Source organism: Novosphingobium kunmingense (assembly GCF_002813245.1).
GTDB classification, from domain to species: Bacteria; Pseudomonadota; Alphaproteobacteria; order Sphingomonadales; family Sphingomonadaceae; genus Novosphingobium; species Novosphingobium kunmingense.
The window spans coordinates 279,302-291,802 of record NZ_PHUF01000005.1; the positions used below are offsets into that span (position 1 = coordinate 279,302).

Below are 12,501 nucleotides of genomic sequence, written 5' to 3' on the forward strand. Positions count from 1 at the left end.
TAAATGGGGACCGCGTTCCGTCCGGCGTCAGCCGTTCGGATCGACCGGGTTCGAGATGAACCCGACGGTCGGATAGCCCGAGATCTGCACGTTGTAGATCGCGCCGGCAATGCACCGCCAGGGGGCGTTCACGTCGCCGCGGACGTGGACCTGGGGCACCAGTTCCGGGTTGGCAACGAGCGCTTCGGGGCCGCCCGCGCGCTTGACGATGCTGTCAAGCCGCTTGAACGCCATGTCGCGCAGTTCGTTCGAATCCACGGGCGTGATGTTGTTGAAATAGATGCGGCATTCACCGCCCAGCGACGCACCTTCGTAACCCGGGTCACCGGCCGAACGGCCCGCATCGTCGGTCGTGCTGACCGTGAGCAGGAGGTTTTCGACCTTGTCCTTGGATTCCTGCGATTCGATGATCGGAATCTTGAGCTTCTGGATCGTCTGGATCGCGACCGGAACCGCGATGAGGAAGATGATCAGGAGCACCAGCATCACGTCCACGAGGGGCGTGGTGTTGATTTCCGACATCGGCTTTTCATCGCCGCCGGCGCCGCCTACTGACATCGCCATAAGTGTTATCCTATTCTTGCGTTATCCGGAGAGACCAGACGCGCTGAGCGACCGCATCCCCGGTTGGGTTGGCGGGCGGCGCGGACCCGTTCGGGACCGGCGCCACCCTGCCAGCCTGGCAGCTTACGGCTTGGGCGTGGCGACCGGAGCGGCGGCAGCCTTCTGGGCCGACGCCGGGGTGGTGACCACCGCCGGACGAACCGCACCGCGCGAGTTGATGTAGGCCAGCACGTCGGTCGAGAAGCCCGAGAGCAGTTCCGCGATGCGCTTGTTGCGAGCCTGCAGGTAGTTGTAGGCAAGCACGGCCGGAACGGCCACGAGCAGACCCAGCGCGGTCATGATCAGAGCTTCACCGACCGGACCGGCGACCTTGTCGATCGAGGCCGAACCGGCGATGCCGATGGCGATCAGCGCGCGGTAGATGCCGACGACGGTACCGAACAGACCGATGAACGGTGAGGTCGCACCGACGGTGGCGAGGAACGGAAGGCCGCTGGCGAGGCGAGCGTTGATGCTCGCTTCCGAACGGGCCAGCGAACCGTGCAGCCAGTCATGGGCTTCGAGGGCGTCGGCCATCTTGCCGTGGGCTTCCTCGGCGGCGACGCCATCGTCGACGACCTGGCGCCAGGCGCTGTTCTTTTCGAGCTTCGCGGCGCCTTCCTTCAGCGAGTTGGCGCGCCAGAAGCCGCTGCGCAGTTCACGATGCTGGCGCAGGATCTTCTGCTGTTCGAACCACTTGGTGAACAGGATGAAGAACGAACCGAACGACATGATGCCGAGGATGATGACGGTCGCGTAGGCGATGAAACCGCCCTGCTCCAGCGCTTCGGCGAAACCGAACTTGTTCTGCGGTGCCGCGTTGCCTGCAGCGGCGAGAAGTTCAAAAACCATGCGATAGTCCTCTCAAGAGAAATAGATGAAAAATCAAAACCAAGGGGCAGTGGCCGGTCCGCCGTGCGGGCGGCCGCAGTGAAAATCAGTCCTTCGGGATCTGCCAGCGCACCGAGCTGGACCAGGCGCCCGCGACCGGGTTGCCATCGCCGTCGGTAGCCGCGTTGAAACGGCCGCGACGGGTGATCAGCGAGCAGGTGGTCGAATCGAGTTCGCTCGATCCGCTCGACCCGGTGACGTCGCACGAGGTCACGCGGCCATCGGCGCCGACAGTGACGCGGAAGCGGGTCACGCCTTCTTCCTCGCGGCGCAGCGGGCCCGAGGGATAGTCGTTGGCATTGGCCCACGATCCCGGATTGCCCTTTGGCGAAGCGCTCTTGGGCTGCATGCGAGGCGGCGGCGGCGGAGCCACGACCGGTGCGGGCGGCGCGATGATCGGCACGACCGGCGCCACCGGCGGCGGCGTCGTCACCGTGGTGATCGGCGGCGGCGATACGTTCACGTTGATCTTCACCGGCGGCGCCACGATCGGCGGCGGCGCAGCGGCCTTCTTGGGCGGTGGCGGAGGCTCCTTCTTCGGCTCCTCCTTCTTGATGTCGACAGTCGTCACCTTTTTCATGATCTGCTTCACGCCCTCATAGGCGAGCCCGGTTACCAGCGCATAGCCGACAACCAGGTGGATCAAGGCAACGACGACGAAGGCGACAGTGCGATTGCCGCTTTGTTCTCGGTCAGCGTAGGCCATTCAGACGGATCACTCCTAACAGTCCCACCGGGACAAACCCGGATACGACGTTCCCGGCCGCGCTAACGACCCGAAACGCCCAAAAATCAACGTCCACCCTGATGAGCAACCCGGTACGCAGCCCTCTTCCCGACAGCCGTCTGACCCAGATCGCAGGCCTTTTCTTTTGTTTGGCCCGATTTTTTGCATTCTGTAACGTCGCGGCCGCATGTGCGCAACGCTTTATCCATTAACGCGCAATTCACCTCTTGTCGTGTGAAAACGGGCGCAAACGCGTGAGTTTTCCGCCCTTTGGCTGGCAAAGCGCGCACTGTAACGATACGAGAGCACCCATGATCCACTCGTTCAAGCTGGCCGCCCTGCCGATCCTCGCCATTTGCGCTGCGGCGCCGTCCCTTGCCGTAGGGGCTGATTCGCCGGCGCCGGCGGCGCTCGCGCCCACCTATGCCGACCTCGCCGACCTGGCTGACGGCACCCCGCTGGTCGTGCGCGCTCAGGTCCGCAAGGCGGTCGCGGTCGAGCCCGAACGGGCCCGCAACGTGAAGCCTGGTTACATCCGCACCTTCGTCGAGGCGCGGACCGAGGCGCTGATCGGCGGGAACCGCGCGCTGGGCGAACAGCTGCTGTACCTGGTTGACGTCAAGGCCGACTCCAAGGGCAAGCTGCCCAGCCTCAAGAAGAAGTCGGTAATCCTGTTCGCGCGGCCCGTCGCCGGACGTCCGGCCGAACTGCAGCTCGTCTCGCCCGATGCGCAGCTCGCCTGGGATGCGGCGACCGAAGCGCGCATCAAGACGATCCTGGGCGAATTCTATGCTGCGGGCGCGCCGCCCCGGATCACCGGTGTGCGCGAGGCGCTGCACGTTTCGGGCAATCTCGCCGGCGAGAGCGAAAGCCAGATCTTTCTCGCCAGCGCCAGCGGCGAGCCGGCCGCGATCACCGTCGCGCGCCAGGCCGGGCGCGCCCCCGCAATGAACGCCTCGTTCTCGGAACTGGTTGGCGCCGGCCAAGGTCTTCCGGCGCGCGACACCCTTGCCTGGTATCGTCTTGCCTGCTTTCTGCCGCCGGCCCTGCCGGCAGGTGCCAATATCGCCGAATCGGCCGACGATCGCAGCGCCGCAGCGCGTGATTACCGTGCGGTGATCGACGCCCTGGGCTCCTGCCCGCGCACCCGCCGCTGAATCGGCTGCAACGGCAAGATAGTTACGGCAACTTTCTTCGGACGATTGCTTTCTTTCTTGCCGCCCCCTTGCGCCGACCCTAAGGGCGCGCGCTGAAAGGGGACTTCGATGTCTGACGCGCCTCAACCGCTGCGCATTGCCCTGGCCGGGCTGGGAACCGTTGGAGCTGGCGTGATCCGGCTTATCGAGGCCAATTCGGCCCTGATCGCGCGGCGCGCCGGCCGGCCGATCGCGGTGACCGTGGTGGGCGCGCGCGATCGCGGGAAGGACCGCGGAGTTGATCTGACGCGCTATGCCTGGGAAGACGACATGGTCATCATGGGCGAGCGCGCCGATGTTGACGTGGTGGTCGAGATGGTTGGTGGTTCGGATGGCCCGGCACTGGCCTGCGCGCGAACCACGATAGAGGCGGGCAAGGCACTGGTCACCGCGAACAAGGCGATGATCGCGCACCATGGGCTGGAACTTGCCGCCAAGGCAGAGGCGGCGAGGGTCGCGCTCAAGTTCGAGGCTGCCGTGGCGGGCGGAATCCCGGTCATCAAGGGGCTGCGCGAGGGCGCTGCCGCGAACGAGATCGAGCGCGTCTACGGTATCCTCAACGGTACCTGCAATTACATCCTGTCGACGATGGAGGACAGCGGGCGCGATTTTGCCGACGTCCTCGCCGAGGCCCAGGCCAAGGGCTATGCCGAGGCCGATCCGGCCTTCGACATCGAGGGCACCGATGCCGCGCACAAGCTGTCGATCCTTGCTGCTATCGCCTTCGGCTCGTCGCTCGATTTCGCTGGCGTCGAAACATCGGGCATCACCCGGCTGCGTGCTGCCGACATCGCCCAGGCCGACGCGCTGGGCTATGTCATTCGCCTGATCGGCATGGCCGACGTGATGGACGGCGCCGAGGGCAAGTGCCTGTTCCAGCGCGTCCAGCCGCATCTTGTGCCGTTCGATCACCCGCTGGCCCACGTCGACGGCGCTACCAACGCGGTCGTGGCCGAAGGCAATTTCTCGGGCCGCCTGCTGTTCCAGGGTGCCGGCGCGGGCGACGGCCCGACCGCGAGCGCCGTGGTCGCCGACCTGATCGACATCGCCCGCGGCGAGATCGGGGCGCCGTTCTCGGTTCCCGTGGCCGAACTCGAAGTGATGACCACGGCCGACGCCGGCCAGCGAACGGGGCGCGCCTATGTGCGTCTTATGGCGGCCGACCGACCGGGCGTGCTGGCCGAAATCACCGCTGCTTTCCGCGATGCAGGCGTGTCGATCGAAAGCCTGATCCAGAAGGGCCGGTCCGACGATGGCGCCGTCATGGTCGCGATGGTTACGCACGAAGGGCCAGAAAGCGCCGTCAGCGAGGCGGTGAGACTGCTGGCCGGATCGGAAAGCCTCACCGAATCGCCGCTGGTCCTCCACATCCTTGGCGACTGAGTTCAGCGGTCTGCCAGTTCGCCCTTGCCGATCCGGTCGGCATCCGAACCGGCCGGCGCTTCCGGAATGGCCTTGAGGTCGATCGCATAGACCGCGGGCGGAGTGTATCCGCCGACGATGCAGCCCGGCTGCCCCTTGCAGGACCCGCGGTCGAGCTGCGGCGGGGCCGGGATGCCGGTGCGCAGCGCGGCGCGCGATCCCGGATTGCTCTCGATTGTCGAGGGCACGCGATAGCGACGGCTGTCGGTCGCTGCGCAGACAACGATCTCGCCTTCCGATCCGCCATCGCACCGCGGCCGCGGTGGGACGGCAGTGAGCACGCTGTTCGCCTCGGCCATGATTTCGGCAACCCTCGCGTCGACCGCGTTGCTGCTCTCCTGCGCCGCAGCGGGCGGCGAGAGCAGCAACATGGCCCCGATCGAAGCGGCCAGCACTGGCCATGCTGCTTGTCTGTCCCCGCACCGCACGGTTGCGGAAAAAAGTGGCACGGCGGTGAACCCCTGCTGAATACCGCGATCTGTCGCAACCCATGGACAAGGGCCTGCCTGCTGGCTAAGCGCCGCGCGACATACGTATTCGCAATACGCCCGGCGCTATCAGAAAGGCCCGTTTCCGCATGACATCTGCCAAGACTCCGCGCAGCGACGTCCTCGACCGCGTGCTGGTGCTCGAAATGGTCCGCGTGACCGAGGCGGCAGCCATCGGCGCCTCTCGCCTGATCGGCCGCGGCGACGAAAAGGCGGCAGACGCGGCGGCAGTCGAATGCATGCGCGCGGCACTCAACGAACTGGCGATGGACGGCACGGTCGTCATCGGTGAAGGCGAGCGTGACGAGGCACCGATGCTCTACATCGGGGAAAAGGTCGGCAGCGCGCAGGGCACCGGTCCCAGGATCGACATCGCGCTCGACCCGCTCGAAGGGACCACGATCACCGCCAAGGCCGGCCCCAATGCGCTGGCAGTTCTTGCGGTGGCCGAAGAAGGCAACCTGCTCAACGCGCCCGACGTCTACATGGACAAGCTTGCAGTCGGCCCCGGCTATCCCGATGGCATCATCGACCTGGCCAAGAGCCCGACCGAGAACGTCAAGGCGGTTGCCGCGGCCAAGGGCGTCAAGCCCGACGAAATCATCGTCTGCGTGCTCGATCGTCCGCGCCATGCCGCGCTGATCGAGGAGCTGCGCGGCCTCGGCTGCGGCGTGGTGCTGATCGGCGACGGCGACGTGGCAGGGGTCATTGCGGTCACCAATCCCGAGACAACCATCGACCTCTACATGGGCCAGGGCGGCGCGCCGGAGGGCGTGCTGGCGGCTGCGGCGCTGCGCTGCGTGGGCGGGCAGTTCAACGGTCGCCTGGTGTTCCGCACCGACGACGAGCGCGCCCGCGCTCGCAAGTGGGGGATCGAAGATCTCAACAAGATCTACACCCGAGACGAACTCGCCAAGGGCGACTGCATTTTCGCCGCTACAGGGGTGACCGACGGGTCGCTGCTCAAGGGTGTAAAGCGCATGCCGGGCGGGCTGATCACCACTCAGTCGGTCGTGATGCGCGCCAGCTCGGGCACCGTGCGCTGGGTCTCGAGCGAACACCGCAAAAAGGGGTGATCGATCAAAGCTCGTCGCGCGCCATGCAGCACACCGGCCCGAACCGGTGCGCACGCCGTTGCAGATCGAGGGGCAGGTATTGGCAACGGACCACCAAACCGTCCGACCCTATCGAGCGCAGGTAACCCAGCGGATCGTCCAAGGCGAGGTCGGGTGACAAAGTGACGCTGACCACGTGCTGCGGCCGATACGTTTTCATCAATGCAAAATAGCTCAGGTCGTCAATCATGACGTTGCGTGAACGGGGGCTGTTTTCGATTTTGCAGCGCCTTGCGGCGGCCTCGACCAATGGGCGTACGTCGGCGTAATGATAGGCCGAGACCGAGACGGCCTGACCCGGAACATAGCCGCCGGCACGTGCCGCACGCAGGAGTGAACTGCCATAGGACGCGGCGATCAGTGCCGGCGCGGTAATTGCCACTGCCGAAAGAAGGACGACAAGGCGGTTTGTGATCCGACCCAAAAGTCCCGGATCCTGGGGCGGTGCTTGTGCCAAGGCAAGGAGGCCGGCCAGCAGCAGGATCGGTAGCACGAACGTGGCTTCGTAGACGTTGCGCCCGATCTGGGTGGCTGCCCAGGCCATTGCGCAGGCCATCAGCGCGGCAGAAATCATGGCCTGAGGATCGAAGCTCCGGAACTTTTGCATTCGTCCGATGCCCAGCGCCACATGCACCGCGGATAGCACGACCAAAACCCCCCAACAGAAGACGACCAGGCTGGTCCAGACGTACTGAGTCTGAAAACTGATCTGTTCCGGCTCGAGCCATTTCGTCTGGGGATAGCGAGCAGGACCCGCCAAGATGGCATAAGCGACCAGATTCACGTTGTCGGCTAGCGCCGCAACACTGCCAGCGAAATCGCCATCGCGTAACGCCTTGAAGCCAACGTTCTGCTTGGCGAAGAAGGCGGCTGTCTTCGGGTCGTCGGGGCAGGCAAAACGGCCGAGCCAGTAGGAAGCCGCAGATTTCGAAGCGGCAATCGTGGCTATCGTGCCGACCACGGGCGCAGTCCAAGACCCGGACCGTAAACCTACAGATACCAGACACAGCAGAAACACTGGCAAAAGGACGAGAGCCTTGATGTGGTAGCTCATGGCTATTGCCGCCAGAACGACCACTCCACTGCTCGCGAGAAGGCTTGTCACCGGTTGCGCCCGGAGCGGCGCGGCCGGCACCCTTTGCCTGACGGCGATGATCAGAGCTCCCGTCAGGCACAACAGGATCGGCTGCTCTGGTCGGCTCCACACTAGCAGCAGCGGCAGCATGCCAAGGGCCGGAAGGGCGAAGGCGACGAGGCGAAGCTGCCGCTGGCGCTGTTCGTCACTCGCGAGGTGCCTGGTCAAGGCGGCCAGCATGGCGATCCAGACCAAAGCGTAGAGGACACCGGACAGGCGGACGTAGAGAGGTTCGGGAAAGGCCGTGTTGAAGAATGCCGAATAGGCCCGTACCGGCATCATGAAGGCAGGGGGTACGGCCAGCGTGTTCGGCCCGCACACATCGACATAGAGTTTATCGACCCCATCGAGTGCGGCGCGGGCTTGCAGCCGCCATCCGACTTCGTCTGTATAAAGCGGGACCAGCAGGCCGATCAGGACGCAAAACACAAGGCTCGCGAGCACGATCCGCGGCCAGTACCGCGCAATGATCAGCATTATCGCCCCGGCCTCATTGTACGCTGCTGCATTGGGCCCCCATTCTAGCGCAGCGCGACAATAGCCGCGCTGTTGTCGAGAACGCCAGCATGCTTTTGCCAGCGGCGCGGTTGCAATCCGCTGGCTCGCGGCTAGAGGCGGTCCGGTGATTCAGCGGGGAAGGGCGACGCACATGAAGATTCTGGCTGGCAACTCGAACCTGCCGCTGGCGCGCGCTATCGCCGGCTATCTGGAGATGCCGCTGACCCAGGCTGACGTGCGCCGCTTTGCCGACGAAGAGGTCTTCGTCGAGATCCATGAGAATGTCCGCGGCGAGGACGTGTTCGTGGTCCAGTCGACCAGCTTTCCCGCCAACGACAACCTGATGGAACTGCTGATCTGCATCGATGCGCTTCGCCGCGCCTCGGCCAAGCGGATCACCGCGGTGCTGCCCTACTTCGGCTACGCCCGGCAGGACCGCAAGCCCGGACCGCGCACGCCGATTTCGGCCAAGCTGGTCGCGAACCTGATCACGACGGCCGGGGCCGACCGGGTGCTGGCGGTCGACCTCCACGCCGGGCAGATCCAGGGCTTTTTCGATATCCCGACCGACAACCTCTATGCCGCCCCGGTCATGGCCGCCGACATTCTCGCTCGATCGAGCGGGCAGGGCCTGATGGTCGTCTCACCCGACGTGGGCGGCGTGGTGCGCGCCCGCGCGCTGGCCAAGCGGCTCAACAACGCGCCGCTGGCGATTGTCGACAAGCGCCGAGACAAGCCTGGCTCGTCCGAGGTGATGAACATCATCGGCGACGTGTCGGGCCAGCACTGCATCCTAATCGACGACATAATCGATTCGGGCGGCACCCTGGTCAATGCGGCGCAGGCGCTGATCGACGACGGCGCAGCCAGCGTCACCGCCTACCTCTCCCACGGCGTCCTGTCGGGCAAGGCGGTCGAACGCGTGACCACTTCGGCGCTCAAGGAACTGGTCATCACCGACACGATCCAGGCGACCGAGGAAGCGCTCGCCTCGCCGCGAATTCGTGTCTTGTCGATCGCTCCGCTGATCGGCGAGGCGATCCATCGCATCGCCGAGGAAAGCTCGGTCTCCAGCCTCTTCGACTAGCCCATGGCGACAGCGAAGCTCGACGCCGAAATCGCGCTGGCCGAGCGCCTCGCCGATGCGGCGCGCGCGGCGATCCGCCCCTTCTTCCGCAGCCGGTTCGGGCATGAACGCAAGGCCGACCGCTCGCCCGTGACCGAGGCCGACCGCGCCGCCGAAGAAGCCATGCGCCGGTTGATCAAGGCCGAGTTTCCGCGCGACGGCATCCACGGCGAGGAATTCGGCGTCGAGGAGGGCACTTCGGGCCGGACCTGGGTGCTCGACCCGATCGACGGGACTACCGCGTTCATGGCCGGACGCCCGATCTTCGGCACGCTGATATCGCTGGTCCAGGATGGCTGGCCGGTGCTCGGCGTGATCGACCAGGCGATCCTGGGCGAGCGTTGGCTCGGCGCGGCCGGCCGGGCGACAACCTTTAACGGCGCACTTGTGCGCACCCGCGCCTGCCGCACCCTGGCCGATGCGACCATTGCTACCACTGGCCCGCACTACTTCGATGATCACGACGGCGCCCACTTCATGGGACTGGCCGCGAGGACCGATCACAAGCGCATGGTCATGGGCGGGGATTGCTACAACTACGCCATGCTGGCGATGGGGCAGATCGACATCGTCTGCGAAGCGAACCTCAAGCTTCATGATTACGCCGCGCTGATCCCGGTGGTCGAAGGCGCAGGCGGCACCATGGCCGACTGGAACGGCGATCCGCTCCACGCCGGCAGCGACGGCCGGGTTCTCGCGCTAGGCGATCCTGCGCGACTTGACGACGTGATCGAAGCGCTCGCCTGCAACCACTGACGGGATCAAGCTGCCAGCGCTCGCTTGACAAAGTCCGCTGCGCGCTCGCCGATCATGATCGACGGGGCATTGGTATTGCCCGAAACCAGTCGCGGCATGACGCTCGCATCGGCGACCCACAGCCCGTCGGTCCCTCGCGCCTTCAACTTGGGATCGACGACCGACGCGTCGTCCCCGCCCATGCGGCAGGTGCCTACCGGGTGATAGACCGTGTCGGCTCGCGCCCGGATCAGGCGGTCAAGCGCGGCATCGTCAGCCAGGTCGACCCGCTGGCGGGCGGCCCCGGCATAGGCGGCAAGCGGGCCGGTCTCGACGATGCGGTACATCAGCCGGACGCCCTCGCGCAGCGTGGCGATGTCGCGGGGATCGTCGAGGAAGTTGGGATCGATCGCCGGGGCGGCCGCCGGATCAACGCTGTTCAAGCGAACCGTGCCGCGGCTTTCGGGGCGCAGCACGCAGGCGTGGATCGAAAAGCCATGGCCTTTGACCTTCTCGCGCCCATGATCCTCCAGCACGGCGGGAACGAAGTGGTACTGGATGTCGGGCGCGGGAAGGTCGGAACGCGAACGCCAGAACCCGCCGGCTTCGGCAAAGGGCGTCGTCATCACGCCAGTGCGCTTCAGCCGATGCTCGATCACGGCCTTTGCCATGCGCAAGGTGCCGGGAAGGCTGCTGCCGAAGAAATCGCGCGAGGCGGTTTCCCATCCGCCGACATAGTCGATGTGGTCCTGCAGGTCGTTGCCCACTGCATCGCGGTCGCTGACGACGGTGATGCCGTGCTCGGCCAGATGCAGTGCCGGTCCGATGCCCGACAGCATCAGCACCTGCGGGCTGCCGAAAGCACCGGCTGACAGCACGACCCCGGCACTGGCCCCGATCACCTCGCGGCCCTTGGCTGTGCGGATCGCAACGCCGGTCGCGCGGCCTTCGGTGATCACGATCCGCTCGACCAGGGCGTCGGTGCGGATCGACAGGTTTGCGCGCGGGCGCAGATAGGCGCGGGCCGCGGACCAGCGTTCGCCTGCTTTCTGCGTCACCTGATAGAGTCCGAATCCGTCCTGGCGCGCGCCGTTGAAGTCCTCGTTCCCGGGCAACTGGAGCTGGGTCGCGCTGGCGACGAAGGCGCGGCTGCCGGGGTTGGGCCAGCGCTGGTCCATGACGTTCAGCGGGCCGTCATCGCCGTGCCAGGCATCGCCGCCGCGCTCGTTGCCCTCGGACCGCTTGAAGTAGGGCAAGACGTCGTCATGGCTCCATCCGGTGCAGCCCAGCGCCGCCCATTGGTCGTAGTCGAAGTGGTTGCCGCGGATATAGACCATGGCGTTGATCGCGCTCGAGCCGCCCAGTCCGCGTCCACGCGGCTGGTAGCCGGTGCGACCGTCGAGTCCCTTCTGCGGCACGGTTTCGAAGCGCCAGTTCGACGCCTCGGGGATGAAGGGCATGAAACCGGGCGTCTTGATGCGGACCGTGTCGTTGGTGCCGCCAGCCTCGATCAGACAGACCCGCCGCGTGCCGTCCTGGCTCAGCCTTCCGGCCGCTGCACTGCCTGCGCTGCCGCCGCCGATAACGATGATGTCGAACTGGTCCATCTGTTGCCCTCTCCGTCCTTTCCGCACGGCTTAAGTGCTCGCTTAAGAGGGTGCAACGCTAACTGTCGACGCCGGGCCCCTGCATGGCCTGCCAGCGGGCGCGGATCGTATCGGAGGTATCGCGGCTGTTGTCATGGGTCCAGCCGGGCTCGCGGACAAGATAGCCCAGCTTGGCCCGCCACGGCGCTCGGCGGACGTCGCTCGCCATGGCGATCCACTCGTGAAACGCGGTGTGGAACAGGTTGAAGCTGCCCAGCTGGCGGATGATGCCGTAATGGATCCGCACGCCGTCGATCTCGGGCTGGAACGAGCCGAACAGCCTGTCCCAGACGATGAAGACCCCGGCGTAGTTGCGGTCGAGGTAGACGGGGTTGACCGCGTGATGGACCCGGTGGTGCGACGGCGTGTTCATCACCGCTTCGAACCAGCGCGGCATGCGGCGTACCGCCTCGGTATGGATCCAGAACTGGTAGACCAGGTTGACCGCGCCGACCGTGGCGATCATCCCCGGATGGAACCCGATCAGCACCGGCCAGATCCGGAACAGGAACGACAGCGCGGGAAAGCCGGTCCAGGTCTGCCGCAACGCGGTCGACAGGTTGTAGTGCTGGCTTGAATGATGATTGACGTGGCTCGCCCAGAACCAGCGCACCCGGTGCCCGGTGCGGTGCGCCCAGTAGTAGTTGAAATCGTCGAGCACGAAGCAGGCGATCCATGCCCACCAGGCCCAGCCGATATCGACGAGACGGAACTGGTAGAGCGTAAAGGCCGCAGCCGTGATCAGGCCGGCTGCCAAGGCGCCAGCCACCGTGCTGCCAAGGCCCATGGCGAGCGAAGACAGCGTGTCGCGCGCTTCGTAGGACGCGGGCGCGCGGCGCCTGGCCCAGGCCACCTCGATCAGGATCAGCAGGATGAAGAAGGGCACGGCATAGTCGACCGGGGTCAGCTGCGGCATCGG

At 65.8% G+C, this 12,501-nt stretch carries 12 protein-coding genes; 5 read left to right on the forward strand and 7 right to left on the reverse strand.

Annotation, left to right across the window (positions count from 1 at the left end; genetic code table 11):
* Positions 1 to 27 precede the first annotated feature (27 nt).
* The 3 genes from B0I00_RS14050 to B0I00_RS14060 all read right to left on the reverse strand — a co-directional run bounded on the left by B0I00_RS14050 (position 28) and on the right by B0I00_RS14060 (position 2,200).
* On the reverse strand, positions 28 to 564 hold the full coding sequence (locus B0I00_RS14050) for an ExbD/TolR family protein (RefSeq protein WP_198519258.1): 537 nt from the start codon (positions 562 to 564) through the stop codon (positions 28 to 30).
* Positions 565 to 687: 123 nt separating this feature from the next.
* On the reverse strand, positions 688 to 1,455 hold the full coding sequence (locus tag B0I00_RS14055) for a MotA/TolQ/ExbB proton channel family protein (protein ID WP_100868029.1): 768 nt from the start codon (positions 1,453 to 1,455) through the stop codon (positions 688 to 690).
* 85 nt (positions 1,456 to 1,540) lie between these two features.
* Complete coding sequence (locus B0I00_RS14060; protein WP_100868030.1) at positions 1,541 to 2,200, reverse strand: energy transducer TonB; 660 nt, start codon at positions 2,198 to 2,200, stop codon at positions 1,541 to 1,543.
* Positions 2,201 to 2,532: 332 nt separating this feature from the next.
* On the opposite strand from B0I00_RS14060, the gene B0I00_RS14065 reads away from it, so the two are divergent.
* The gene (locus tag B0I00_RS14065; RefSeq protein ID WP_232730259.1) at positions 2,533 to 3,378 is read left to right on the forward strand and encodes a hypothetical protein; all 846 of its coding nucleotides are present in this window, start codon (positions 2,533 to 2,535) and stop codon (positions 3,376 to 3,378) included.
* 108 nt (positions 3,379 to 3,486) lie between these two features.
* Positions 3,487 to 4,800: a homoserine dehydrogenase gene (locus tag B0I00_RS14070; RefSeq protein ID WP_100868031.1), complete on the forward strand. Its 1,314-nt coding sequence runs from the start codon at positions 3,487 to 3,489 to the stop codon at positions 4,798 to 4,800.
* Positions 4,801 to 4,802: 2 nt separating this feature from the next.
* Here B0I00_RS14070 and B0I00_RS14075 read toward each other — a convergent pair whose 3' ends face one another.
* Positions 4,803 to 5,234 (reverse strand): hypothetical protein, encoded by a 432-nt coding sequence (locus tag B0I00_RS14075; RefSeq protein ID WP_100868032.1) that lies wholly within the window; start codon positions 5,232 to 5,234, stop codon positions 4,803 to 4,805.
* 182 nt (positions 5,235 to 5,416) lie between these two features.
* Between B0I00_RS14075 and glpX the strand changes: the two genes are divergently transcribed.
* On the forward strand, positions 5,417 to 6,403 hold the full coding sequence (gene glpX / locus B0I00_RS14080) for a class II fructose-bisphosphatase (protein ID WP_100868033.1): 987 nt from the start codon (positions 5,417 to 5,419) through the stop codon (positions 6,401 to 6,403).
* 4 nt (positions 6,404 to 6,407) lie between these two features.
* On the opposite strand, the gene B0I00_RS14085 is transcribed toward glpX, so the two are convergent.
* Complete coding sequence (locus B0I00_RS14085) at positions 6,408 to 8,054, reverse strand: hypothetical protein (protein ID WP_100868034.1); 1,647 nt, start codon at positions 8,052 to 8,054, stop codon at positions 6,408 to 6,410.
* A gap of 172 nt (positions 8,055 to 8,226) precedes the next feature.
* On the opposite strand from B0I00_RS14085, the gene B0I00_RS14090 reads away from it, so the two are divergent.
* Both B0I00_RS14090 and hisN read left to right on the forward strand, forming a co-directional pair.
* Positions 8,227 to 9,162 (forward strand): ribose-phosphate pyrophosphokinase, encoded by a 936-nt coding sequence (locus B0I00_RS14090; protein WP_100868035.1) that lies wholly within the window; start codon positions 8,227 to 8,229, stop codon positions 9,160 to 9,162.
* 3 nt (positions 9,163 to 9,165) lie between these two features.
* A complete protein-coding gene (gene hisN, locus B0I00_RS14095; protein ID WP_100868036.1) occupies positions 9,166 to 9,957 on the forward strand; it encodes a histidinol-phosphatase in 792 nt (263 codons plus the stop codon).
* Positions 9,958 to 9,962: 5 nt separating this feature from the next.
* Here hisN and B0I00_RS14100 read toward each other — a convergent pair whose 3' ends face one another.
* Positions 9,963 to 11,543 carry a GMC family oxidoreductase gene (locus B0I00_RS14100; protein WP_100868037.1) on the reverse strand — a complete coding sequence of 527 codons (1,581 nt, stop codon included), beginning with the start codon at positions 11,541 to 11,543 and terminating at the stop codon, positions 9,963 to 9,965.
* A gap of 58 nt (positions 11,544 to 11,601) precedes the next feature.
* Positions 11,602 to 12,498 (reverse strand): sterol desaturase family protein, encoded by an 897-nt coding sequence (locus tag B0I00_RS14105; RefSeq protein ID WP_100868038.1) that lies wholly within the window; start codon positions 12,496 to 12,498, stop codon positions 11,602 to 11,604.
* Positions 12,499 to 12,501: the final 3 nt, after the last annotated feature.

Coding starts and splice junctions, on each gene's coding strand:
- B0I00_RS14050 (WP_198519258.1), bottom strand. CDS start 564: ATGGCGATGTCAGTAGGCGGCGCCGGCGGCGATGAAAAGCCGATGTCG.
- B0I00_RS14055 (WP_100868029.1), bottom strand. CDS start 1,455: ATGGTTTTTGAACTTCTCGCCGCTGCAGGCAACGCGGCACCGCAGAAC.
- B0I00_RS14060 (WP_100868030.1), bottom strand. CDS start 2,200: ATGGCCTACGCTGACCGAGAACAAAGCGGCAATCGCACTGTCGCCTTC.
- B0I00_RS14065 (WP_232730259.1), top strand. CDS start 2,533: ATGATCCACTCGTTCAAGCTGGCCGCCCTGCCGATCCTCGCCATTTGC.
- B0I00_RS14070 (WP_100868031.1), top strand. CDS start 3,487: ATGTCTGACGCGCCTCAACCGCTGCGCATTGCCCTGGCCGGGCTGGGA.
- glpX (WP_100868033.1), top strand. CDS start 5,417: ATGACATCTGCCAAGACTCCGCGCAGCGACGTCCTCGACCGCGTGCTG.
- B0I00_RS14085 (WP_100868034.1), bottom strand. CDS start 8,054: ATGCTGATCATTGCGCGGTACTGGCCGCGGATCGTGCTCGCGAGCCTT.
- B0I00_RS14090 (WP_100868035.1), top strand. CDS start 8,227: ATGAAGATTCTGGCTGGCAACTCGAACCTGCCGCTGGCGCGCGCTATC.
- hisN (WP_100868036.1), top strand. CDS start 9,166: ATGGCGACAGCGAAGCTCGACGCCGAAATCGCGCTGGCCGAGCGCCTC.
- B0I00_RS14100 (WP_100868037.1), bottom strand. CDS start 11,543: ATGGACCAGTTCGACATCATCGTTATCGGCGGCGGCAGCGCAGGCAGT.
- B0I00_RS14105 (WP_100868038.1), bottom strand. CDS start 12,498: ATGCCGCAGCTGACCCCGGTCGACTATGCCGTGCCCTTCTTCATCCTG.